Below are 21,631 nucleotides of genomic sequence, written 5' to 3' on the forward strand. Positions count from 1 at the left end.
AGCAAGACGCTCGTCGGCGCAGAACGGCTTCAGCGCTTGTTGTAGTGCATGCCCTGCGAAAAAAAGACGGTCTGTGTGCCGGCGGCAATCGTCAGCTTCGGAGCATTGGTCACTTTCTTGGCCATTTTCATCCCTTTCCTGACCCCGATTTGGGATCCGTTGAAAGACCCCCAGAACGGGATCCGCGTGAAGAAAGGTAAGGTCGGAAGAGTTAATGGTTTGTTAAAATTATAGTAAAACCACGAGCCTAAGACGGACCCGTGGATTATCTTTCCTGGCATTAAAGTGTAAAATATCGATTTTATTCAGATACAGAGTAGACAATCGTTGGCATACGCTTTATCGGCGTACGCTTATTCTTATTCGGCGTAAGACACGGCGATCCGAGGGGTTAGCCCAACCCATCCCGGGTGAGGCTGACAACCAGTTGATCGACGCCCGGATCGTCGAGATTGATGACATGCGCCATGCTGATGGCATCCCTTGGGTGGATGTTGGCGATGTCGCGCCGCATGATGACGGACACGAATGCCGGGCCGGCCTCCGTCAGTAGCATGGCCTTGCCCATCAGCACCGGTTCGGAGATGGGAGCCCATTGCACGGAGATCAGCGACGGCTCTCCGGTCTGGCGGCGATTGATGCCGCTGAAATAAATCCAGTTCAGCCGCGAGATCGCCACGCCATAGTGATTGCCGCGCGCCCGTGCCCAGGTCGATCCCCGGCGCTCCGACCATCCGGTGACCCTTCGGAAGGTGACCAGTTCGGCTTCGCGCCTCACGAAGGTCACCGAGCGCATCAGGAGGTCGAGGCGGCCTGGGATCGAGAAATAGGTGAAATAGGTGCCGCCCGCGATCGAAGGACTGGGAGGGCGGATCATCTGGTTGAACAGGCTCTCGGAAACCGGCGGCAGGCCACGCATCGCTGGCTCGGGTGCGCCGGGATCCTGGTACAGTTCGGCCTCGTCGATCCGAAAGTAATCGCATATCAGCTTGGCGGTGGCCTTGTTGGGAACGGTCTGCCCTTGCAGGTAGCGTTCGAACTGCGTGCGATTGATGTGCAGCTCACGGCATACCGCACTTACGGAGGCATGGTCCTTGCACAGCCGTCTAAGGTTTGCAGCGAGGTTCTCGCGAATTGACACGTCTTTGCTTCCGCAGGCGGATTTTTCATTTCGACTCGAAATCCATATAGCGTCTCCGGCCGCCCCAGCCGAAACGCCCTGGTCACAACGCACAGAAAAACTGATTTGGTGGCGTCAATTTAGTGGGGCGGTTTCCAAAAAAAACGGAAACAATCAGTGAGCGCTTCCGCCATAAGTCCAATTGACAAAAGTCTTACCGGATATCGCGAAAACAGGCGGTGCACCCGCGGCCTTTTAAGGCGCGCTGGCACAGCAAATGCCACCCGCGGGGGCAAGCCGGGACGAGCGTCGCGGACTGCATCTGGCGCGGAGAGTGGAGAATTATTCCACTGGTGGAGCTGAGGAGGATCGAACTCCTGACCTCGTCATTGCGAACGACGCGCTCTCCCAGCTGAGCTACAGCCCCGTCCAGCGGATGGGCGCATTTATCGGGCGACGCGGTTTCCTGTCAAGGCAGAGGTTTGCCGAAATCCAGTGCCGTCAAGCGTCGAGTTGGCGCCGGCGGATAGCGGCCCTTGCCGGTTTTGTGTATTCGCGCCTTCGTTGGGGTGTCGGCGACATGCCGCCCTACAGGTCAGACCGAGCCGGTATTGGCGCCCCACAGAAAGGCGGCCCTTGCCGGTTTCGCGTGCAATGGCTACATGTCGGCAACAATTGGAGACCGGCATGCTCGCCCTCATTCAAACAATCGTCATGGCGCTTGACCTCTACTGGTGGATCATCATCGCCTCGGCGATCTTTTCCTGGCTCTACGCCTTCAACGTCGTCAATTCGAAGAACCAGTTCGTCGGCAGCATCGGGAACATGCTCTACCGGCTGACCGAGCCGGCGTTGCGGCCGATCCGCCGCTTCATGCCGGACCTTGGCGGCATCGACATCTCGCCGATCATCCTGCTTCTGATCCTGTTCTTCCTGCGGCAGTTTCTGCTCACCACGGTGGCGCCTCTGATCCTGTGAGCAGGATGACCTTATGAGCACGCCGTTTCGCCTGCGCGAAAACGGCGCCGAGCTGTTTGTCCGGCTGACGCCAAAAGCTGCGCTGGACAGGCTCGAAGGCTTCGAGGCCACGGCGGACGGGCGAAGCCATCTGAAAGCGCGCGTCCGCGCCGTACCGGAAAACGGCAACGCCAATCATGCGCTCGAAAAGCTGCTGGCCAAGGCTCTGGGCGTGCCCGGGTCCGCTGTCTCGGTTGTCGCCGGCGGCACCGCGCGGCTGAAGACCGTGCGCATTGAAGGCGATCCGGCGACGTTGGCGAATAGCATCGAGGCGCTCGGCCATCAGTCCTGATGTCCTTGTCGGAGGGTTCAATCGCCCAATGGCAAACGCGGATCGTCGACTTTCAACGTGTTCACGCTCTGCTTGATGCGGCGCAGATTCTCCAGAACCCTTGGTCCGCGCGTCTCGGCGACCGAGGTGACGATCATGTCGACGATCGACAGCAGCGCATAGCGCGACGATGTCGGCTTGTAGATATTGCCGTCCTCGAGCGACTGGAAATGGATGACCGTGTCGGCGACCTTGGCGAGTGCGGAGTCCGGCGGGGTGATGGCGATCGTGGTGGCGCCATATTGCTGGGCGACCTGCACCGCATCGATGACCGATCGCGCATAGCCGGAGACAGAGAAGGCGATCAGCGTGGTGTCAGGGGTGGCGACGGCGGCGTACATGCGTTGCAACTGTCCGTCGATCTGCGCCAGCACCGACACGCCAAGCCTGAACAGCCGGTTCTGCATTTCGGTCGCCATCATGGACGAAATGCCACCGGAGCCGATGCACAGCACATTACCGGAAACAGCGATGCGTGCGGCGACGGCGACCAGCGTCGTCATGTCGAGGTTTTCGCTGGCGCGCTGGATGGCCGATATCGCCGCTTCGGTGATCGCGGAAGCGATGCGCTGTTCGCGGGCATCGCGGCTCAACGGTTCCGGCGACAGATACTGGCCGCCGATGGCGATGGCCTGCGCCAGATAGAACTTGAAGTCGCGCAGGCCCTCGCAGCCGAGGTTGCGGCAGAACCGCGTCACCGTTGGCTCGCTGACACCGACGCGCGCGGCAATTTCCGAAATCGCCGCCTTGGAAACGAAATCGAGGTCTGCCAGGACGAAGCCGGCCAGCTTGCGATCCGACTTGGTTCCGTCCTGCGACATCAGCTGCAGGCGCGTGATGATGTCGGCCGGCGTCTTCATGCTGCTATTTTCATAGAGGCAGGCCCGTCGCCTTGTCGAACAGATGGATGTTGCCGGGGTCGACAGAGACCGGCAGCAGGTCTCCCGGCCTGACCGGCACCCTGTCGCGGAACACGGCGCGTACCGTATCAGCACCGATAGCGCCATAGACATGTGTTTCGGAGCCGGTGGGCTCGACGACATCCACCCTGATCGCCATCGCATCGACAGCCTCGCCGATGATAAAATGCTCGGGCCGGATGCCAGCCTCCACCGCGCTGTCCGCCGGCACCTGTTTGCCGGCAAGCGCAAGCCGCCCGCCACCGGCCGATTCGAACCAGGTTTTCTGAGCTGCCGCCTTGAGCGAACCGGACACAAAGCTCATCGACGGCGAGCCGAGGAAGGAGGCGACGAACTTGTTGGCCGGCCTGTCATAGAGCTCCAGCGGCGCCCCGACCTGCTGGATCCTGCCGCGGTCCATCACGACGATGCGGTCGGCCATCGTCATGGCCTCGATCTGGTCGTGGGTGACGTAGACGATCGTCGATTTCAGGCGCTGGTGCAGCGCCTTGATCTCGACGCGCATCTGCACGCGCAATTGCGCGTCGAGGTTGGACAGTGGCTCGTCGAACAGGAACACCGACGGTTCGCGCACGATGGCGCGGCCCATGGCGACGCGCTGGCGCTGGCCGCCCGACAGCTGGCGGGGATAGCGGTCGAGATAGGAGAAGAGATTAAGGACGCCGGACGCCTTCTTGACCTTCTCATCGATCACCGTGCGCGTCTCGCCGCGGATCTTCGGGCCAAAGCCGATATTGTCTGATGCCTTCAGATGCGGAAACAGCGCATAGGACTGGAACACCATGGCGATGTTGCGCTGCTGCGGCGGCAGCGCGTTGGCGCACACGCCGCCGATCAACAGGTCGCCGGAGGTGATCGTCTCCAGGCCGGCCAGCATGCGCAGCAAGGTCGACTTGCCGCAGCCGGACGGGCCGACCAGGACGACGAACTCGCCGCTCTTGATATCGAGGCTGATGTTCTCGAGGATCTTGTGCTGCCCGAAGGATTTCGACAGGCCGCGGAACTCGACGTCGGTCATGCTCACGCTCCCAATATGTCGTCGATGAAGGGCAGGCAACCGGCGGTCAGCCCCGCGTCCACGGGCATCACCACGCCTGTTATTCCCGATGCGCGATCGGACGCAAGGAAGGCGACGGCTTCCGCCACTTCCGCGGCGTTGACGATGCGGCCGAGCGGATACAGCCGCTGCAATTTGCCGAGGATTTCGGGATCCTTGGCAAGGCGATGGTCCCAGGCGGCGGTCCGGATCGATCCGGGGCAGACGACATTGGCGCGCAGGCCGCTGCGGCCGAGCTCGACGGCGATCGCCTTGGCATAGGCGTTGATGCCGGCCTTGGCGGCGGCATAGGCGGGATTGCCGAAATGCGCGATGGCGTTGACCGACGAGATGAAGACGATGCTGCCTGAGCCGCGGCCTGCCATCACCTTGACCAGCGGGTCGGCGAAGTTCATCACGCCAGTCAGGTTGAGGTCGAGTTCCTGCTCTATTCTGTCGGGATCGAGTGCTGAAATCGTCTCGGCGCGCGTCCAGCCGGCATTGTTGACGAGAATGTCGGGCACGCCATCCCGGTCGAGGATCGCGGCGACCGCCGTGGCTATCGATGCCTTGTCGAGAAGATCGAAGACGTGGCGGGAGGCAAGGTGCGGACTGTTCAGCGCCTCGCTTGACTGATCGCAACCGACGACCCTGGCGCCTCTTTGCGCCATCAGCGCCACGATGGCCGTGCCGAGGCCGCCGCCGGCACCCGTCACCACGACGGTCTTGCCCTCGAACTCGGCCCGGCCTTCGAACTTGGCCCTGCCTTCGAACTCGGCCCTGCCTTCGAACTCGGATTGCGAAACCACCGTGCGTCATCCTCCGGGAGTTCTGACAGATCGCATAAGGCCTAGGCCTGTAAATGTAATTAAGCAACAGGATAATCTTCTTGCAAGCCTTCAAATCATCGATAATGTAGGAAAGTCACATAAATCTTCTGCTCCGGCACGAAGAAGCGCGCAGGCGCAAAATCAAATGGGAGAGATCAAATGAGCCTTGCAAAATGGACTGTCGGCCTGATGGCCGGAATGAGCATGCTGGCAATTGCGGCGCAGGCGGATGCGGGCGAGGTGCGGGTCACCGTGGCCGAGTACAGCGCCAAGACTGCTCCCTATTTCGCCGACGTCAAGAAGGAATTCGAGGCGGCGAACCCCGGCATCACTGTCAAGTTCGAGGTGGTGCCATGGGACGTGCTGCTGCAGAAGCTGACCACCGACATCACCGCCGGCACCAATGCCGATCTGTCGATCATCGGCACGCGCTGGCTGATCGACTTCGTCCAGCAGGATGTCGCCGAGCCTCTCGACAGCTACATCAAGCCTGACTTCAAGGACCGCTTCATCGACACCTTCCTGTCGCCCTCGATCATGGACGGCAAGACCTACGGCCTGCCGATCGCGGCCTCGGCGCGCGCCATGTACTACAACAAGGAGCTGTTCGAGAAGGCCGGCATCGCCAATCCGCCGGCAACCTGGACCGAATTGCAGGAAGACGCGCGCAAGATCAAGGCGCTGGGGTCCGGCACGTTCGGCTTCGGCCTGCAGGGCAAGGAGATCGAGACCGACGTCTATTACTATTATGCGATGTGGTCGCAGGGTACCGAAATCCTCAACAAGGACGGCACTTCGGGCCTGAGCACGCCAGGTGCGCTTGAGGCCGCCAAGCTCTACAAGTCGATGATCGACGAAGGCCTGACCGAACCCGGCGTCACCTCCAACAACCGCGAGGACGTGCAGAACCTGTTCAAGCAGGGCAAGGTCGGAATGATGATCACCGCACCGTTCCTGTCCAACCAGATCAAGGACGAGGCGCCGAATCTGAAATACGGTGTGGCGGCCATTCCCGCTGGACCGACCGGCGCGCGCGGCACTTATGGCGTGACCGATTCCATCATCATGTTCAAGAACTCCAAGAACAAGGACGAAGCCTGGAAGCTGCTCGATTTCCTGTTCACCACGGAGCAGCGCGCCAAGTTCACGCAAGGCGAAGGCTTCCTGCCGGTGAACAAGGAAGAGGCCAAGATGGACTACTACGTCAACAATGCCGATCTGGCGGCGTTCACCGCACTCCTGCCCGACGCCCGCTTCGCGCCGGTCATTCCGGGCTGGGAAGAAGTTGCCCAGATCACGTCGGACGCCATGCAGAAGATCTATCTCGGCGGCGACCCCGAGGCGGGCTTGAAGGACGCAGCCGCCAAGGCCAACACCGTGCTGAAGAAATAGGGCGTATCTCCCTGCGCCCGTGGCGCGCTCCACTCAGGCGGGGCGCGCCACCCCTTGGTTCCCGGCCCGGTGCCGCGGATCCGAAATTCGCATAAGCAGACCTTCTGATCCAGCGCACCGAGGTTGCAGGCCAGCCGATGCAAAACCGTTTCTTGCCCTATCTCCTGACCTTGCCCAGCCTGTTTCTGGCGGCGGTGGTCATCTTCTGGCCGGTCTGGGACCTGATCCATATCTCGACGCATGAGGTCAGCCGCTTCGGCCAGCTTCGCGACTTCAACGACTTCGCCAATTTCGCGGCACTCGCTGCCGATCCCGATTTCACGGCCGCGCTCTGGCGCACCGGCCAATGGACGGTGATGGTGGTCGGCGGTGCGCTTCTCTTGTCGATCCCGGTGGCGATGATCCTCAACACCGATTTCTATGGCCGCGGCATCGCCCGCGTCATCATCATGCTGCCCTGGGCGGTGTCGCTGACCATGACCGCGGTGGTCTGGCGCTGGGCGCTGAGCGGCGAAAGCGGCATGCTGAATTCGGCGCTGATCGGCCTCGGTCTCATCGACCACAACATCCAGTGGCTGGCGAGTGCCGAGACCGCTTTCCCGATGCAGGTGCTGATAGGCATCCTGGTGACGGTGCCGTTCACGACGACGATCTTTCTCGGCGGGCTGTCGTCGATTCCGGACGATCTCTACGAGGCGGCGGCGCTCGAAGGGGCGACGCCGCTGCAGCAGTTCCGCGAAATCACCTTTCCGCTCCTGAAACCGTTCATCAACATCGCCATCGTGCTCAACACCATCTACGTCTTCAATTCCTTCCCGATCATCTGGGTGATGACGCAGGGCGGGCCGGCCAACTCGACCGACATCCTGGTCACCCATCTCTACAAGCTGGCCTTCCGCATCGGCAAGCTGGGTGAGGCATCGGCGGTGTCGCTGGTGATGTTCGCCATCTTGCTGGTCTTCACCATGATCTATGTGCGGCTGGCGATGCGGGAGCAACGCACATGACAAATCGGCTCATGACGGGCAAGCTGAAGCGCTCCATCATCGCCTGGCTGCTGCTGGCGCCGCTGATCGTGGTGACGCTCTTTCCCTTCGCGGTGATGTTCCTGACCGCGGTCAAGCCGAGGCAGGAAGTGCTGTCGCCGACCTGGTGGCCGAGCGAATTCCGCTGGTCGAATTTTTCCGACATGTGGGTGGCGACCGGCTTCGGCCAGGCGCTGCTCAATTCGCTCTACGTGTCTGTGATCGCCACAGTCGGCGCCATCCTGATCTCGGTTCCGGCGGCCTATGCGATGTCGCGCTTCCGCTTTGCCGGCTACGGCGCCTTGCGCCAGTTCCTGCTGATTTCGCAGATGATCTCGCCGATCGTGCTGGTGCTTGGCCTGTTCCGGCTGATGGCGGCCTGGGGCCTGGTCGAGAGCACGACGGCGCTCGGCTTCATCTACATGGCCTTCAACGTCGCCTTCACGGTGTGGATGCTGCAGAGCTATTTCGACACCATTCCGCGCGATCTCGAGGAGGCGGCCTGGATGGAAGGCGCCGGCCGCTGGCTGACCTTGCGCAAGGTGTTCCTGCCGCTCTGCCTGCCGGCGATCGCGGTGACGGCGATCTTCACCTTCATCAATGCCTGGAACGAATTCGTCGTGGCGCTCACCATGTTGCGCAGCCAGGAAAGCTACACGCTGCCGATCCAGGTGTTCTCGCTGGTCGCCGGCCGCTACACCATCGAATGGCATCACGTCATGGCCGCCACGCTGCTGGCGACCTTGCCGGTGGCCATCCTGTTCATCTGGCTACAGCGTTATCTCGTTCGCGGGCTGGCGCTCGGAGCGGTCAAGTAGCCGCTATCTTTCTACGGAGCTTTCATGCGCATCTTCACCGCCTCGCTGGCGACGGAAACCAACACCTTCTCGCCGGTGCCGACCGATAGGGCCTCGTTCGAGATGGCCTTCTATGCCGGGCCCGGCAAACATCCGGACACGCCGACGCTGTGCTCCTCGCCGATGGTGGCGCTGCGCCGGCGGGCAGCGGCCGAAGGCCTCGATGTCATCGAGGGCACCGCAACCTGGGCGGAGCCGGGCGGCCTGGTGCAGCGGCAGACCTATGAGGTTCTGCGCGACGAGATCCTTGGCCAGCTCGAGGCCGCGCTGCCGGTCGATGCTGTCATCCTCGGCCTGCATGGCGCCATGGTGGCGCAAGGCTATGACGACTGCGAAGGCGACCTGCTCGAACGGGTTCGCGCAATGGTCGGGCCGGAGGTGGTGATCGCAGTGGAACTCGATCCGCACAGCCATCTGACACCGAAGCGCGTGGCGGCCTCCGACATCCTCGCCTACTTCCTCGAATTTCCGCACACCGATTTCTACGAGCGCGGCGAACACGTCGTCGAGCTTGGGCTTGCGGCGGCGAGGGGCGAGATCAAGCCGGTCATTTCGACCTTCGATTGCCGCATGATCCAGGTCCTGCCGACCAGCCGCGAGCCGATGCGCTCTTTCGTCGACCGGATCAAGGCGCTGCACGGCAAGGACGGCGTGCTGTCGGTCTCCGTCATCCACGGCTTCATGGCGGCCGACGTGGCCGAGATGGGCACGCGCATCCTGGTCGTCACCGACAATGACAAGGCCAAGGGCGACGCGCTGGCGGAACGGCTCGGGCGGGAACTCTACGCGCTGCGCGAAAAGACGGCGATGACGATGCTGAGCGCCGCCGACGGCATCGATCGGGCGCTGGCCGTGCGCGCCGAGAATCCGGGCAAGCCGGTGGTCATCGCCGATATCTGGGACAATCCCGGCGGCGGTGTGCCCGGCGACGGCACCTTCGTGCTGCGCCAGATGCTGGCGCGTAGCCTGGACAAATTCGCCGTGGCGACGATCTGGGATCCGATCGCCGTCACCTTCTGCCTGGCGGCCGGCGAGGGCGCGGTCATCAACCTGCGCTTCGGCGGCAAGGCCGGGCCGCAGGCCGGCGAGCCGATCGATGCGCGCGTGCGCGTGCTGAAGGCGGTTCCGGAGGGTTGGCAGAGTTTCGGGCCAAGCCGGGTGACGCTCGGGCCGACGGCGCTGGTCCGCCTCGAAGGCACCGAGGTAGACATCATCCTCAACACCAATCGCACGCAGACCTTCGAGCCGGATATCTTTTCCAACATCGGCGTCGATCCGCTGGCCAAGGACGTGCTGCTGATCAAGTCGACCAACCATTTCTACGCCGGCTTCGAGCCGATCGCCGCCGCGATCATCTATGTCTCGGCGCCAAGTTCATATCCCAGCAATCCGGCGGTGACCGATTACAAGAAGCTGACGCGGCCGGTGTGGCCAAGGATTGCGGATCCGTGGAAGGTGGCTGGGTAATGTCCCCCCTTGCGGGGGAGATGTCGCCGAAGGCGACAGAGGGGGTCGTCGCGCGTGAAGCGCCAACCTTCTTCTGCCGCAGCAGGTCGAGTCCGGTCAAACCGACCCCCAGCGCTACACCAGCCCGCGCTTCACCATCATTGCTTCCGGCGACGGCATCTTGCCGCGAAATGCCGTATAGAGCTCTTCCGGGTCCTTCGAGCCGCCAGCGGCATAGATGTGCTTCCTCAGCCGTTCGGCCAGCGCCGGGTTGAAGGGGTCGCCGGTCTCCTCGAAGGCGGCGAAGGCGTCGGCATCGAGCACCTCCGACCACATGTAGGAGTAATAGCCGGCCGAATAGCCGTCACCGGAAAACACATGGCCGAAATGCGGGGTGCGGTGGCGCATGGCGATGGTGTCAGGCATGTGCAGCTTCGCAAGCGTTTCGGCCTCGAAACGAAGTGGCTCCTGCGGGGCATCAGGCCGTGCATGGTAGGCCATGTCCATCAAGGCGGAGGCGGTGAATTCTACCGTTGCGAAGCCGGCGCCAAACGTGCGCGCGGCCAGCATCTTGTCGAGCAGCGCCTTGGGCATCGGCTTGCCGGTCTTCACATGCAGCGCGTGCTTTTCCAGCACCGCCGGCACGGTCAGCCAATGTTCGTAGAGCTGCGAGGGCAGTTCGACGAAATCGCGGCTGACGGAGGTGCCCGAAACCGAGGGCCAGGTGACGTCGGTCAGCATGCCGTGCAGAGCATGACCGAATTCGTGGAACAGCGTTTTCGCCTCGTCCACCGACAGCAGCGCCGGCTCGCCGGCCGGCGGCTTGGCGAAGTTCATGATGTTGTAGATGACCGGGCTCGCACCGTGGCCGAGCCTGTAGCCGGATTGCAACGCGCTCATCCAGGCGCCAGAGCGCTTTGACGGCCGGGCGAAATAGTCGGCCAGGAACAGGCCGTGCTCACTGCCATCGGCATTCTTCACCACGAAGACGCGGGCATCCGGATGCCAGGCCGCGATGCCCTTTTTCTCTTCGAAGGTGATGCCGAACAACCGTGTCGCCACATCGAAGCAAGCGTCGATGATGCGGTCGAGCTGCAAATAGGGCTTCAGTTCCGCCTCGTCGAAGGCGAATTTTTCCGCGCGCAGTTTCTCCTGGTAGAAACGCCAGTCCCAGGCAGCGAATTTTTCGTTGCTGCCGGCCTCCGTCGCCAACCGTTGCAATTCGATCTGGTCGCTTGCTGCCTTCTCCAGCGCCTTCTCCCACACCGGATCGAGCAGCGCGTGTACCGCCTTCGGCGTCTTGGCCATGGTGTCGTCGAGCTTCAGCGCGGCGAAGGAGGCATAGCCGAGCAGCTTTGCCTTTTCGGCCCGCAGGCGCAGCATGTCGCGCACCACGTTCGTGTTGTCGGTGGTGTCGCCATTCTGCCCGCGCATGGTGAAGGCGCGGAAGGCGATCTCGCGCAGGTCGCGGCGTTCGGAGAAGGTCGAGAACGGCTCATAAATCGAGCGCGACAGAGTGACGGCATAGCGGCCCTTCTGGCCACGCATTTCGGCGGCCTCGGCCATGGAGCTTTTCACGAAATCCGGCAGGCCGGCAAGGTCGGCGTCATCGAGGAACAGCACCCAGTCGCGCTCGTCGGCCAGCACATTCTGGCCGAAAGTCGTGCCGAGCGAGGACAATTCCTCGCTGATGCGTGCCAGCCGTTTCTTGCCGTCGGCGTCGAGCTTGGCGCCGGAACGGACGAAGCCCTTCCAGGTCTTTTCCAGCACCCGCAGGGTCTCTGCGTCGAGCTTCAGGCTCTCGCGGCGCTGGTAGAGATCGTCGATGCGGGCAAACAGCCGCTCATTCATCGAAATCGCCGAGAAATGCCTGGACATTTTCGGCGAGATGTCGCGCTCCAGCGCCTGGATCGTCTCGTTGGTGTAGGCGCCGGCGCGGCACCAGAAGATCGACGAGACGCGGTCGAGCGCTTCGCCGCCGAGTTCCAGCGCGGCAAGCGTGTTCTCGATGGTCGGCGCATCCTTGCAGCCGGCGATCGCCTCGATCTCGGCCTCGTGCGCCTTCAGCGCCGCGTCGAAGACCGGGGAGAAGTCGCCGTCACCAATGCGCGTGAAATCGGGCAGGCCGAGCGGCCCTTGCCACGCGGTCAGCGGATGGGCGGCGAGGTCGACGGCTTTCGTGGAAGGCATGGACAGTCTTTCGCTGGTGAGGGCAGGCAGGTGGATGGTACCCGATGTAGGGCGCGGCTGGCGGGCCCGCAATATGCGGATTTGGCCGATATCGGCCTCAGAAGCCGTCGCAGTTCTCGGCGATCGTGGCTTGCGAACTGGCGGTGATGCGGTTGTCGCTTACCGCGAAGGTTTCGTGCATCAGCATGTCGTTGTTGGGGAAATCGTAGCAGGCGACCACCGTGGTGACGCCATCTTCGCTTTTCTCGACCCTGTGCCGGATTGCCGCACCGGCAACCGCACCTTTCCACTCGTCGATCGAAGCGATGAATTCCTGCTTGCTTTGCACGATGCCGAGGTCGTCCAGCTTGATGCGGACATCGTCGGCGAGCAGGTCGGACAGTTCGGTGCGGTCGGCGACCAGCAGCGCCGAATACCAGCGGCTGATGAGAGCACGATCATCGGCGCGGGCGGCAATAATCGCTATCAGCAGCGCGGCCGCCGTCCAAGCGGCCGACCTGATGTTCACCACCTTGCGCGCCGCTGTGTTCATCCCAGCTCCGGCCGTTCGAAATCGCCGGTCTCCTTGTTCATCGTCCAGAGTTCGCCGGTCGAGATGTCGAACCAGGCCCCATGCAGCGACAGTCGCCCCTTGCCCTCGAGAATCGAGACGCAGGGAAAGGTTCTGAGGTTGGCGATGGAATAGCGGATCGAGATGCGCTCCAGCGCGGTCTGGCGCTCCGACGCGGTCATGAAGGTGCTGGAGGAGACGGTTTCGGCCGCCGGCGCGATCAGGCTCATCCACTTGCCGATGAAGTCGCCCGGCGACAGCGGCGCGGAGTTGGTGTCGAGCGCTGCACGGATGCCGCCGCAGCGGCCATGGCCCATGACGACGATGTTCTTGACCTTGAGGCTCTGCACGGCGAATTCAAGCGCCGCCGAGGTCGAATGGAACTCGCCGTCGGGAGCATAGGGCGGCACCAGATTGCCGACATTGCGCAGCACGAAGAGTTCGCCGGGCCCGGCGTCGAAGATCGCCTCGGGCGCCGAACGCGAATCGCAGCACGCGACGATCATCGTCTCCGGCGCCTGGCCTTCCCGAGCGAGATCGCGATAGCGCCCGCTCTCTGTGAGATAGCGGCCATTCATGAAATTGCGGTAGCCGGCGAGAAGATGTTCAGGGAGATGGGACATGGGCGGCGTCTGGAGCCTTTCCGGGTTGGATGCGGCAGCTCGTTGCGGTCTAGAGAGGCTCTAGCGGCAAAAGCCGGTCGCGAGCAATGCAGAATTATGAGGGCTGGCTAGAAATGCCATGCATCGAGCGCAACCTTGGCCAACAGCGTTACGCCCAGATGGCGACAGGAATGCCAAAGCTGTCGCGGCCCGGCTGGTCGGGCAGCGGCCGTGCCTCGCCGCTGGCGATGCGACCGGCGATCAGCATCATTGCGGCCGCGTCGAGGAAATCATCGGCGGCTGCGCCGCGCGGTGGCGGCTGGTCGAGAAAGCCCGTCTCATAGCCATGCCGGCAAAGCAGAGCCTTGCGTTCCGTCATGCCGGCCGGATTGACGCTGCCCTTGATCTTCTTCGGCAGTTGCATGGCCTGATCGCCGTTCAAGCGGCAGAAAGCGACTTCCGGATGTGATTCGTAGACGCGGCCGCGCAAATCGGGTCGCGCGATCAGCAGGGCGTCGATCTCGCGAATCTTGGCAAAAATGCCGAAGGCCTGGATCGAGACGCCACGCGGCGGGTCGGATGTGGTCATAGCCACCTCGCTTGCCCTGATGTGCGCGGCATACCAGGCTTCGATGGTGGTGAAGCCGTTGGTGTCGGCATAGAGCGCGGCGCGGGAGGGGATCGAGAAGACGCTGGATTGGCGTGCCCCGAGCAGCGGCCGCACCAGCGCTTCGGGGCCGCGACCGCCCTTGCCCGAAAACTCGGGCAGGCCGATCGGCATGTCGACAGCGATGACAGTATCTGTGGGAAGCGATGCGAGCAGGGCAGTGAAGGTTGCAAAGACACCGACCGACGGTGCCATGCCAGAAGCGCGCCGGACGGCGATCCAGCCGGCCTTGCAGCCGTCGACGCCGACAAGCACGGCCTCAGTCGACGTCACGCCCGGCGGCCCCGCCCCGGATGCGTGAGGTGGCGAAGCTGGACCATCGCCATCGGATGCGACAGGCTCTGCGCATCGGTTTCGAGCTGCAGTTCGTCGCCGCCGCGCTTGGCGGTGCGCGCCAGGATCTCGTAGACCGCCGCCGTCGTCGATTGCAGCGCCTTGATCGGCGGCTGGCCGGACAGGATACGTGCCAGATAGACGGCCGCCGTCAGATCGCCCAGGCCATTCGGCGGCTTGTCGATCAGGCGATGTTCGGCGAGCAGCGCCTGGCTGCTATCGAGCAGCAGATTGCCGGTGCCGCCCGTCATCATCGACGGCGCCGAGGTGACCAGCATGGTCGATGGCCCGGCGTGGAGTGCGGCCGCGATCACCGATTTCAGGTCGGGCAACGCGGCGCCGGCCATCCATTCCAGTTCGTAGCGGTTGGGGGTGGCTATGTCGGCGATCGGCATCAGCCGGTCGCGCATGGCTATGGCGGTGGGCTCGGGCACATAGAGGCCGCCCGAATCACCCATCACCGGATCGCAGATATAGACGGCGCCGGGCGTCCTTGCTTTCACCGCGGCGACCAGCGAAGCGACGGCCTCGGCCTGGCCGGCCTCGCCGAGATAGCCGGACAACACGGCGCCGACCTCACCCAGCCATGGCGCCCGCTCGAGATCGGCCATCAGCGCCTTGAACTGGTCGAGCGGCGGCACGATGCGCGTTGCCCGGCCATGGCCGGGATGCCAGGGCAGGATGACGGTCGGCACCGCCCAGACAGGGAAACCCAGGGTCTCCAGCGCAAAGACGGCGGCACGGTTGCCGACCGAACCGCGCGCGACATGGCTGGAAATGACGATGACCGCACGCGGCGCGTCGGTTTGTTCGGCGCTCATTGTCGTTTGATTCCTAACTGCCCCGGATGACGTAAAGCACGAGCCAGACCATCAGGCCCAGCGCCAGCAGCAGGCCGAGCGTGCGGCCAAAGCGGGTGCCCCAGACCTCGATCGGATCGGCACGATCGGCATCGGCCGCAGTGACGTGATCGTGCATGCCTTTCCCGGCCCGCGACACAAACGAGTTGCCGGCCGGATCCGTCTCGTGCGCGATGCGCTCGAGGATACGGCGCGATTCCTTCTCGCTGTCCTGGTGCTCCGCCATGATGATGTCCCGTTTTGCAGGACCTTATCGCGTTCGTACGGCCAATCACAGAGCCTTGCAGCGGCATTGGGCATGCCAGGCGAGGGCTGCCGGCCCGGGCGGTTTTCTTGCGCGCTGATTGTGGTAATGCTTCGCGTGCAACTTCTACCGAGGGACCCCATCATGTTTGCCCAGCGCCTTGCCTCGCCGTCCACGTTCCGCACGCTGCCCGCCTTCCTGATGATGGCGATCGTGCTGCCGCTGCTTGCCGGCTGCGGCTACAACACCATCCCCACAGCGGAAGAAAACGCCAGGGCGGCATGGAGCGAGGTGCTGAACCAGTATCAGCGCCGCGCCGACCTCATCCCCAACCTGGTCGAGACGGTGAAGGGTTATGCCTCGCACGAAAAGGATACGCTCGACGCGGTGGTCGAGGCACGCGCCAAGGCAACGCAGATCACGGTAACACCGGAAACGCTGAAGGATCCCGAAGCCCTCAAGAAGTTTCAGGATGCCCAGGCGGGGCTGACCAGCGCGCTGTCGCGGCTGATCGCGGTCTCGGAGGCCTATCCCGACCTCAAGGCCAATCAGAATTTCCTGGCGCTGCAAGCCCAGCTCGAAGGCACCGAGAACCGCATCGCGGTGTCGCGGCGCGACTACATCCAGGCGGTCAGGGACTACAATCTGACGCTGAGGACCTTTCCCTCGGTGCTGTGGGCGACCTTCTGGTTCCGCGGCAACGAGCCCTTTGCCAATTTCACCGTCGCCGAAGACAAGATGCAGCCGCCGAAGGTCGATTTCGGCACGAAGCAGGGCGGGTGAAGGACGCATGGTGAGCTTGGTCATTGTCGACCTTGTGTTCCTTCACACCCCCCTCTGTCCTGCCGGACATCTCCCCCGCAAGGGGGGAGATCGGCTGCTTTGGCGGATTGGCCAATTTTCAACATCACAGGAAAAGAGCCGTCAGTGAAGACAGCCAATCTCCCCCCTTGCGGGGGAGATGTCCGGCAGGACAGAGGGGGGTGCCAAGAAACGCCAGCCTGACATTCTTGGCTGTCATTCTCAGCTTCCTCTTCCTGCCACTCGCCATCGCCGCCGATCTCCCCGTCCTGACCGGCCGTGTCGTCGACAATGCCGGCATCCTCGATGCCGCGACCAAGGCGGCGCTGACGCGGAAGCTCGCCGACTTCGAGACAAAAGGCTCCGACCAGATCGTCGTCGCGACGATCCCGAGCCTCGACGGCGAGGAGATCGAGCCCTACGCCAACCGGCTGTTCCGCTTCTGGAAACTCGGCCAGGCGAAGGAAAACAACGGCGTGCTCCTGCTGGTCGCCCCGAACGACCGCAAGATGCGCATCGAGGTCGGTTATGGGCTGGAAGGTACGCTGACCGACCTGCATACCAAGCTCATCATCGAAAGCGACATGGTGCCGGCCTTCCGTGCCGGCGATTTCTCCGGCGGTATCAGCAAAGCCGTAGACGACATGATCATGGTGCTGGAAGGAAATCCGGAGGAGCTGGAGGCGCGCGGCGAGCGCAACCAGGAGGCGCCTTTCGAGTCCGACGACCTGTTCTTCACCGTGTTCATCGGCATATGGATAACCATTATGGTCGGCAGTCTTGCTGTCTCCATCTTGCCGCCGATCTTCGGCCAGAAGCTCGGTCCTGGCCGCTACCGCTGGCTCGGCATGACCTTCGAGCCAAGCCGGCGATCCTCCCGTGGTGGCTGGTCGTCGGGAAGTTCCAGCGGCGGCTGGTCTTCGGGGTCAAGCAGCGGTGGAGGCTTTTCCGGCGGCGGCGGTTCGTCCGGCGGCGGCGGCTCGTCGGGAAGCTGGTGATGGCATGACGATACCCAGCATCAGCCTGTCGAAACACGACCGCCTCGCCTCGGCCGTCCTGATTGCCGCGGTCGTGCTGTTCTCCTGCGTCATGGCCTACGCGGCCGACCTGCCGGCGCTGACCGGCCGTGTCGTCGACAATGCCGGCATCATCGATGCCGCGACCAGGGCGGCGCTGACCCAAAAACTCGCCGACTTCGAGACAAAAGGTTCCGATCAGATCGTCGTCGCGACGATCCCCAACCTTGATGGCGAGGAGATCGAGCCCTACGCCAACCGCCTGTTCCGCTTCTGGAAACTTGGCCAGGCGGGCGAGAACAATGGCGTGCTCCTGCTGGTTGCCCCGAACGACCGCAAGATGCGCATCGAGGTCGGTTATGGGCTGGAAGGTACGCTGACCGACCTGCACACCAAGTTGATCATCGAAAACGACATGGCGCCGGCCTTCCGCGCCGGGGACTTCTCCGGCGGTATCAGCAAAGCCGTCGATGACATGGTCATGGTCCTGGAGGGCAATCCCGAAGAACTGGAAGCGCGAGGCAAGCGCAATCCCGCCGATGACGGCACGTCCATCGATCCGATCGTTGCCGTGTTCCTGATCCTGTGGGCGACGATGTTTTTCGGCGGGTTGGCGATGGCGTTCCTGCCGCCGATGTTCGGCACGAAGCTGTCGCCGGGCGTGTACAGATGGCTGGGCATGACGTTTCGTTACGGCCGTGGGCCGAGCGGGTACTCGGGCAGCAGCGGCTGGACAACGGGTTCGTCTTCGGGCGGCTGGTCGTCGGGCAGCTCCGGTGGTGGTTGGTCTTCGGGATCAAGCGGCGGTGGCGGGTTTTCCGGTGGCGGCGGCTCATCGGGTGGTGGCGGTTCTTCAGGAAGCTGGTGAGACATATCATGGCAACACGACCAATCAGCCCGCAGGATCATGAGCGCATCGCAACCGCGATCCGCGCCGCCGAGGAGAAAACCGACGGCGAGATCTACTGCGTCGTGGCCCATGCCAGCGACGGCTATTTCTTCCCGGCCGCCTTCATGGCGACCGTGTGCATGCTGATCGTCAGCCTGGCGGTCGGCTACGGTCTGGAGGCCTGGTGGCTGTCGATCCGGCTGCCGCATTTCGTCCTCGCCCAGCTCCTGGCGCTTGCCTGCGTGCTGGCCTTGTTGTGGGCGCTGCCCGGCCTGCGCATCCATCTGGTGCCGAGGCGGCTGCGCTACCAGGCGGCGCACGCGAACGCGGTCAAGCAGTTCCTTGCCCGCAACGTCCACCGCACCACGGCGCGCACCGGCGTGCTGGTCTTCGTATCGATCGCCGAGCGCTATGCCGAAGTGGTCGCCGATTCGGGCATCGACGCCAAGGTCGGCCAGCATGTCTGGGACGGTGTCGTGCGCGACTTGACCGCGCATGCCGGCGACGACCGGCTTGCCGACGGCTTCGTCAAGGCGATCGAGCAGGTGGGTGCGGTACTGGCCGAGCATTTCCCGGTCACAGTGGGCGACAGCAACGAACTCGACGACCATTTGGTCGAAATCTGAGTCCTTCCAGTGAAGCTTCGAGGGCCCTGTCTTAGGTGGTGACCGCCTGTGAGAAAGCAGCCGGCGGGCCGCCGGGACTCTTGCAATCGGGCGATGCGGGTTTATGGTTAACAAATCATGAATACGCTGACGATCGACATCCGGAAAGCCGACCCGCGCGATGCCAGTGCCATCGCCGAGGTGCATCTGGAGGCCTGGCGCGGCGCCTATTCCGGCATCATTCCGCACCGCACCCTGACATCGATGATCAACCGTCGAGGCGCCGACTGGTGGGCGAATGCGATTCGCCGCGCCGCCACCGTCCTGGTCGTCGAGATCGGCGGCAAGATCGCCGGCTATGCGACGATCGGCAAGAACCGCGCCCGCGAACTGCGCCAGCAAGGCGAAATCTACGAATTGTACCTGCGGCCGGAATATCAGGGCATCGGGCTTGGCAGCCGGCTGTTCGCGGCGGCCAGGGCGCGCCTGGCCGACCATGGGCTGAAAGGCATGGTCGTTTGGGCGCTGGAAGACAACCAGAACGCGCTTGCCTTCTATGCCGGCGCCGGCGGCCGCGATGTAGCCGAAGGCGTCGAGATCTTCGAGCAGAAGGCGCTCAAGAAGGTCGCTTTCGTCTGGGAATGACAGCCCGGCCTTTCGGCCATTGCGTCTCCCGATTTCAGCCAGCACCATTCGCCGCATTGCACCATGGCGCGCCGCCCGCTATCGATCGCCCATCGAGAGAGGGATTTAAGCCATGCGCATCGAAGCCATAGCCAGCGGAAAGAACCCGCCTGAGGACGTCAACGTCATCATCGAGGTGCCGATCGGCGGCGAGCCGATCAAGTATGAGATGGACAAGGAAGCCGGCACGCTGTTCGTCGACCGCTTCCTGCACACCTCGATGCGCTACCCCGGCAACTACGGCTTCGTGCCGCACACGCTGTCGGGCGACGGCGATCCGATCGACGTGCTGGTCTGCAACACGCGCGCCCTGGTGCCGGGCTGCGTCATCAACGTCAGGCCTATCGGCGTGCTGATCATGGAAGACAATGCCGGCCAGGACGAGAAGATCATCGCCGTGCCGTCACCGAAACTGACGCTGCGCTACGAGAACGTCACCGAATACACCCAGCTGCCCGACATCACGCGCCAGCAGGTGCAGCACTTCTTCGAGCACTACAAGGATCTCGAGCCCGGCAAATGGGTCAAGATCGAAGGCTGGCACGATTCCAAATATGCCAAGAAGATGATCGTCGAGGCGATCGAGCGGGCCAAGGCGAGCAAGTAGCTGGGCTTAGGCTCTGCGGAGCATCAACCTCGCAGGGCCTAGGCCTCGCGAGGCCCCTCAACTTCGTCATACCAGGGCGGAGCAGCCGCGAAGCGGCGTCGCGGAGACCCTGGTATCCATGCCGTGACGCTCGGTGAAGTGCGCGGCTAAGCAGAATTCTGCACCGTTGTGGTGTTGTTGGTGTCGCGGCATGGATCCTCGGGTCTGCGCTGCGTCGCTACGCTCCTTGCTGCGCCCGTGGATGACGAAGTCAAAGGCGTTTCGGTCAATCCCGACGTGTGCGACCTGCATGTGGCAGAAGTTCCGTGCTAAGCAACTGATCTAGTTATCCACCCGGCCGAAAGCCGGCACGTTGCCGATGACAGTGCGCCTGTCCTTGCCACAGGCGAAGGTCCGCGCCTTGCCGTCGGCAAGCTTGCGCGCCTGATCGTTGGCGGTGGGATTGCCCGTGGCCAGCACCAGGCCGACGGTGCAGCCGTCGCGGGCTTCCATCTGGCCGACCTTGGCGACGAGCAGCACCTCGGTCGGCTTTTTCTCGTCCTCGGGATTGCTGATCGAGCGGCGATGGATGGCGGCATAGGGCACTGCCGTGTCGCCCTTGGTTTCGATGCGCCATTCGATCTTGGCTCCGGACGAATTGAAGCCGGAAAAGCTTTCCCAGACCGTCGTCATGTCGCCGCCGGGCGGAAAGCCGTAGAACAGCGATTCACGCGCGTCGTCATAGGCGATCAGTACGGGATAGCCGCGATAGCCCGAACAGGCGAGTTCGGCCCAGTCGCCGTCGCCTTCTTCTGCCTGCGCGTAGGTCACGCAGTCCGTTTTCGAATCCAGATCGGTGTAGGCGCTGGAAATGCCGTCGGCTTGCGCCGCCTGACCGAGACCGACCAGAACAAGCGGGATCAGAATGGCACGCATGGCGGTCAATCTCCGTTGCAAGCCGCTGCAGCGTAGCGTCAAACGCTATTTCTTCAAGCTCGCTTCAATCAGCAGGTCGGCATTGCGGGCAACCGCCTGGGCCGGGCCGCCGAGCCCGAACAGCTGGCCGCTGATATAGGCGCCCTCGATCAGCAGCAGCAGGCCGTCGCCGAGCGTGTCAGGGTCTTGCGCGCCCATCGCGGCCGCCATGGCGCGCAGCCGGCGGCGCAGTTCCTGCTTGTTGGCCTCGCTGACCACGCGGGCCGGATGGCTGTGGTCGGGATATTCGACCGCCGCATTGGTCATGCCGCAGCCGCGATAATCCGCCACTTGCGTGCGCTTGCCGATGCGGGTCAGAAAAGCCTTGATCTGTGCGCGCGGCTCGCCGGGATGAGCGGCGACCGCCTCGTCGAAACGCTCCCAATATTCAAGATCGTACTGCCTGAGATAGGAGGCGGCCAGTTCATCCTTGGACGGAAAGCTGCGATAGAGGCTGGGCTTGGTGACGCCGGCACGTTTGACGATCTCGTCGACGCCTATCGCCCTGATGCCGCGCCGGTAGAACAGGTCATAGGCCACATCGAGGATCTTCTTGGCTGCTTTCGGCGGCGCCGACGCATGACCGTCGCTGATGGTCAGATCAATATTTTTGTCCGTTGGCATCGTGTGGCTCGATTGACAATGTTACCGATCG

Annotated in this window: 24 protein-coding genes and 1 tRNA gene; 12 read left to right on the forward strand and 13 right to left on the reverse strand. The window is 63.2% G+C overall.

Annotated elements, in window-relative coordinates:
- Window positions 1-391: 391 nt before the first annotated feature.
- Together NKJ37_RS03540 and NKJ37_RS03545 are read right to left on the reverse strand one after the other, a co-directional pair.
- Complete coding sequence (locus NKJ37_RS03540; RefSeq protein WP_352676960.1) at window positions 392-1,141, reverse strand: helix-turn-helix domain-containing protein; 750 nt, start codon at window positions 1,139-1,141, stop codon at window positions 392-394.
- Between the two features lie 330 nt (window positions 1,142-1,471).
- Window positions 1,472-1,547: transfer RNA gene (locus tag NKJ37_RS03545), tRNA-Ala, on the reverse strand.
- A 260-nt stretch (window positions 1,548-1,807) separates the two neighbouring features.
- Here NKJ37_RS03545 and NKJ37_RS03550 point away from each other — a divergent pair.
- Together NKJ37_RS03550 and NKJ37_RS03555 are read left to right on the forward strand one after the other, a co-directional pair.
- Complete coding sequence (locus tag NKJ37_RS03550) at window positions 1,808-2,098, forward strand: YggT family protein (RefSeq protein ID WP_023811703.1); 291 nt, start codon at window positions 1,808-1,810, stop codon at window positions 2,096-2,098.
- A 13-nt stretch (window positions 2,099-2,111) separates the two neighbouring features.
- Window positions 2,112-2,429 (forward strand): DUF167 family protein, encoded by a 318-nt coding sequence (locus NKJ37_RS03555; protein ID WP_023811704.1) that lies wholly within the window; start codon window positions 2,112-2,114, stop codon window positions 2,427-2,429.
- Between the two features lie 17 nt (window positions 2,430-2,446).
- Here the strand turns inward: NKJ37_RS03555 and NKJ37_RS03560 are convergent, their stop codons facing one another.
- Genes NKJ37_RS03560 through NKJ37_RS03570 form a run of 3 tightly spaced genes read right to left on the reverse strand, consistent with a single transcriptional unit; the run spans window position 2,447 to window position 5,143 of the window.
- Window positions 2,447-3,328, reverse strand: coding sequence for a MurR/RpiR family transcriptional regulator (locus tag NKJ37_RS03560; protein WP_013528979.1), 882 nt, complete (start codon window positions 3,326-3,328; stop codon window positions 2,447-2,449).
- Window positions 3,329-3,338: 10 nt separating this feature from the next.
- Complete coding sequence (locus NKJ37_RS03565; RefSeq protein ID WP_352772720.1) at window positions 3,339-4,406, reverse strand: ABC transporter ATP-binding protein; 1,068 nt, start codon at window positions 4,404-4,406, stop codon at window positions 3,339-3,341.
- A 2-nt stretch (window positions 4,407-4,408) separates the two neighbouring features.
- On the reverse strand, window positions 4,409-5,143 hold the full coding sequence (locus NKJ37_RS03570; RefSeq protein WP_352677061.1) for an SDR family oxidoreductase: 735 nt from the start codon (window positions 5,141-5,143) through the stop codon (window positions 4,409-4,411).
- Window positions 5,144-5,413: 270 nt separating this feature from the next.
- On the opposite strand from NKJ37_RS03570, the gene NKJ37_RS03575 reads away from it, so the two are divergent.
- The 4 genes from NKJ37_RS03575 to NKJ37_RS03590 all read left to right on the forward strand — a co-directional run bounded on the left by NKJ37_RS03575 (window position 5,414) and on the right by NKJ37_RS03590 (window position 9,995).
- Window positions 5,414-6,646 (forward strand): ABC transporter substrate-binding protein, encoded by a 1,233-nt coding sequence (locus tag NKJ37_RS03575; protein ID WP_352676965.1) that lies wholly within the window; start codon window positions 5,414-5,416, stop codon window positions 6,644-6,646.
- Window positions 6,647-6,783: 137 nt separating this feature from the next.
- A complete protein-coding gene (locus NKJ37_RS03580) occupies window positions 6,784-7,653 on the forward strand; it encodes a carbohydrate ABC transporter permease (RefSeq protein ID WP_352772723.1) in 870 nt (289 codons plus the stop codon).
- A gap of 11 nt (window positions 7,654-7,664) precedes the next feature.
- A complete protein-coding gene (locus NKJ37_RS03585; RefSeq protein WP_128304144.1) occupies window positions 7,665-8,489 on the forward strand; it encodes a carbohydrate ABC transporter permease in 825 nt (274 codons plus the stop codon).
- A 24-nt stretch (window positions 8,490-8,513) separates the two neighbouring features.
- Complete coding sequence (locus tag NKJ37_RS03590) at window positions 8,514-9,995, forward strand: M81 family metallopeptidase (RefSeq protein ID WP_352772725.1); 1,482 nt, start codon at window positions 8,514-8,516, stop codon at window positions 9,993-9,995.
- A gap of 114 nt (window positions 9,996-10,109) precedes the next feature.
- Here NKJ37_RS03590 and NKJ37_RS03595 read toward each other — a convergent pair whose 3' ends face one another.
- The 6 genes from NKJ37_RS03595 to NKJ37_RS03620 form a co-directional block, all read right to left on the reverse strand.
- Window positions 10,110-12,164 (reverse strand): M3 family metallopeptidase, encoded by a 2,055-nt coding sequence (locus tag NKJ37_RS03595; protein ID WP_352772728.1) that lies wholly within the window; start codon window positions 12,162-12,164, stop codon window positions 10,110-10,112.
- A 97-nt stretch (window positions 12,165-12,261) separates the two neighbouring features.
- Window positions 12,262-12,696 (reverse strand): nuclear transport factor 2 family protein, encoded by a 435-nt coding sequence (locus NKJ37_RS03600; protein WP_352772730.1) that lies wholly within the window; start codon window positions 12,694-12,696, stop codon window positions 12,262-12,264.
- Window positions 12,693-13,337, reverse strand: a complete 645-nt coding sequence (locus NKJ37_RS03605; RefSeq protein ID WP_023811712.1) for a carbonic anhydrase — start codon at window positions 13,335-13,337, stop codon at window positions 12,693-12,695. Before NKJ37_RS03605 ends, NKJ37_RS03600 begins: the two co-directional genes overlap by 4 nt.
- Before the next feature lie 148 nt (window positions 13,338-13,485).
- Window positions 13,486-14,256: a DUF429 domain-containing protein gene (locus NKJ37_RS03610; protein WP_352772733.1), complete on the reverse strand. Its 771-nt coding sequence runs from the start codon at window positions 14,254-14,256 to the stop codon at window positions 13,486-13,488.
- Window positions 14,253-15,137 (reverse strand): pyridoxal kinase PdxY, encoded by an 885-nt coding sequence (pdxY, locus tag NKJ37_RS03615; RefSeq protein WP_127261498.1) that lies wholly within the window; start codon window positions 15,135-15,137, stop codon window positions 14,253-14,255. Before pdxY ends, NKJ37_RS03610 begins: the two co-directional genes overlap by 4 nt.
- A gap of 13 nt (window positions 15,138-15,150) precedes the next feature.
- On the reverse strand, window positions 15,151-15,402 hold the full coding sequence (locus NKJ37_RS03620; RefSeq protein ID WP_352613036.1) for a hypothetical protein: 252 nt from the start codon (window positions 15,400-15,402) through the stop codon (window positions 15,151-15,153).
- Window positions 15,403-15,564: 162 nt separating this feature from the next.
- Here NKJ37_RS03620 and NKJ37_RS03625 point away from each other — a divergent pair, with 162 nt between their 5' ends.
- The 6 genes from NKJ37_RS03625 to ppa all read left to right on the forward strand — a co-directional run bounded on the left by NKJ37_RS03625 (window position 15,565) and on the right by ppa (window position 20,022).
- Window positions 15,565-16,203, forward strand: a complete 639-nt coding sequence (locus NKJ37_RS03625; RefSeq protein WP_023811716.1) for a LemA family protein — start codon at window positions 15,565-15,567, stop codon at window positions 16,201-16,203.
- A 200-nt stretch (window positions 16,204-16,403) separates the two neighbouring features.
- Window positions 16,404-17,219, forward strand: a complete 816-nt coding sequence (locus tag NKJ37_RS03630) for a TPM domain-containing protein (RefSeq protein ID WP_352772736.1) — start codon at window positions 16,404-16,406, stop codon at window positions 17,217-17,219.
- A 4-nt stretch (window positions 17,220-17,223) separates the two neighbouring features.
- Complete coding sequence (locus tag NKJ37_RS03635) at window positions 17,224-18,105, forward strand: TPM domain-containing protein (RefSeq protein WP_352772738.1); 882 nt, start codon at window positions 17,224-17,226, stop codon at window positions 18,103-18,105.
- Window positions 18,106-18,113: 8 nt separating this feature from the next.
- A complete protein-coding gene (locus tag NKJ37_RS03640) occupies window positions 18,114-18,752 on the forward strand; it encodes a TPM domain-containing protein (protein ID WP_352772741.1) in 639 nt (212 codons plus the stop codon).
- 117 nt (window positions 18,753-18,869) lie between these two features.
- The gene (locus tag NKJ37_RS03645) at window positions 18,870-19,376 is read left to right on the forward strand and encodes a GNAT family N-acetyltransferase (RefSeq protein ID WP_056586049.1); all 507 of its coding nucleotides are present in this window, start codon (window positions 18,870-18,872) and stop codon (window positions 19,374-19,376) included.
- 112 nt (window positions 19,377-19,488) lie between these two features.
- Window positions 19,489-20,022, forward strand: coding sequence for an inorganic diphosphatase (ppa, locus tag NKJ37_RS03650; RefSeq protein WP_127294141.1), 534 nt, complete (start codon window positions 19,489-19,491; stop codon window positions 20,020-20,022).
- Window positions 20,023-20,343: 321 nt separating this feature from the next.
- Here ppa and NKJ37_RS03655 read toward each other — a convergent pair whose 3' ends face one another.
- Both NKJ37_RS03655 and NKJ37_RS03660 read right to left on the reverse strand, forming a co-directional pair.
- Window positions 20,344-20,937, reverse strand: coding sequence for a hypothetical protein (locus tag NKJ37_RS03655; RefSeq protein WP_352772744.1), 594 nt, complete (start codon window positions 20,935-20,937; stop codon window positions 20,344-20,346).
- Between the two features lie 45 nt (window positions 20,938-20,982).
- A complete protein-coding gene (locus tag NKJ37_RS03660; protein ID WP_023811722.1) occupies window positions 20,983-21,600 on the reverse strand; it encodes a TetR/AcrR family transcriptional regulator in 618 nt (205 codons plus the stop codon).
- Window positions 21,601-21,631 lie beyond the last annotated feature (31 nt).

Source organism: Mesorhizobium sp. M0140, from assembly GCF_040322475.1.
GTDB lineage: Bacteria > Pseudomonadota > Alphaproteobacteria > Rhizobiales > Rhizobiaceae > Mesorhizobium.

What these genes read in the sequence shown, in the direction of transcription:
- NKJ37_RS03550 (WP_023811703.1), top strand. Translation starts at nt 1,808, where the DNA reads ATGCTCGCCCTCATTCAAACAATCGTCATGGCGCTTGACCTCTACTGG.
- NKJ37_RS03555 (WP_023811704.1), top strand. Translation starts at nt 2,112, where the DNA reads ATGAGCACGCCGTTTCGCCTGCGCGAAAACGGCGCCGAGCTGTTTGTC.
- NKJ37_RS03560 (WP_013528979.1), bottom strand. Translation starts at nt 3,328, where the DNA reads ATGAAGACGCCGGCCGACATCATCACGCGCCTGCAGCTGATGTCGCAG.
- NKJ37_RS03565 (WP_352772720.1), bottom strand. Translation starts at nt 4,406, where the DNA reads ATGACCGACGTCGAGTTCCGCGGCCTGTCGAAATCCTTCGGGCAGCAC.
- NKJ37_RS03575 (WP_352676965.1), top strand. Translation starts at nt 5,414, where the DNA reads ATGAGCCTTGCAAAATGGACTGTCGGCCTGATGGCCGGAATGAGCATG.
- NKJ37_RS03580 (WP_352772723.1), top strand. Translation starts at nt 6,784, where the DNA reads ATGCAAAACCGTTTCTTGCCCTATCTCCTGACCTTGCCCAGCCTGTTT.
- NKJ37_RS03585 (WP_128304144.1), top strand. Translation starts at nt 7,665, where the DNA reads ATGACGGGCAAGCTGAAGCGCTCCATCATCGCCTGGCTGCTGCTGGCG.
- NKJ37_RS03590 (WP_352772725.1), top strand. Translation starts at nt 8,514, where the DNA reads ATGCGCATCTTCACCGCCTCGCTGGCGACGGAAACCAACACCTTCTCG.
- NKJ37_RS03595 (WP_352772728.1), bottom strand. Translation starts at nt 12,164, where the DNA reads ATGCCTTCCACGAAAGCCGTCGACCTCGCCGCCCATCCGCTGACCGCG.
- NKJ37_RS03600 (WP_352772730.1), bottom strand. Translation starts at nt 12,696, where the DNA reads ATGAACACAGCGGCGCGCAAGGTGGTGAACATCAGGTCGGCCGCTTGG.
- NKJ37_RS03605 (WP_023811712.1), bottom strand. Translation starts at nt 13,337, where the DNA reads ATGTCCCATCTCCCTGAACATCTTCTCGCCGGCTACCGCAATTTCATG.
- pdxY (WP_127261498.1), bottom strand. Translation starts at nt 15,137, where the DNA reads ATGAGCGCCGAACAAACCGACGCGCCGCGTGCGGTCATCGTCATTTCC.
- NKJ37_RS03620 (WP_352613036.1), bottom strand. Translation starts at nt 15,402, where the DNA reads ATGGCGGAGCACCAGGACAGCGAGAAGGAATCGCGCCGTATCCTCGAG.
- NKJ37_RS03625 (WP_023811716.1), top strand. Translation starts at nt 15,565, where the DNA reads ATGTTTGCCCAGCGCCTTGCCTCGCCGTCCACGTTCCGCACGCTGCCC.
- NKJ37_RS03635 (WP_352772738.1), top strand. Translation starts at nt 17,224, where the DNA reads ATGACGATACCCAGCATCAGCCTGTCGAAACACGACCGCCTCGCCTCG.
- NKJ37_RS03640 (WP_352772741.1), top strand. Translation starts at nt 18,114, where the DNA reads ATGGCAACACGACCAATCAGCCCGCAGGATCATGAGCGCATCGCAACC.
- NKJ37_RS03645 (WP_056586049.1), top strand. Translation starts at nt 18,870, where the DNA reads ATGAATACGCTGACGATCGACATCCGGAAAGCCGACCCGCGCGATGCC.
- ppa (WP_127294141.1), top strand. Translation starts at nt 19,489, where the DNA reads ATGCGCATCGAAGCCATAGCCAGCGGAAAGAACCCGCCTGAGGACGTC.
- NKJ37_RS03655 (WP_352772744.1), bottom strand. Translation starts at nt 20,937, where the DNA reads ATGCGTGCCATTCTGATCCCGCTTGTTCTGGTCGGTCTCGGTCAGGCG.
- NKJ37_RS03660 (WP_023811722.1), bottom strand. Translation starts at nt 21,600, where the DNA reads ATGCCAACGGACAAAAATATTGATCTGACCATCAGCGACGGTCATGCG.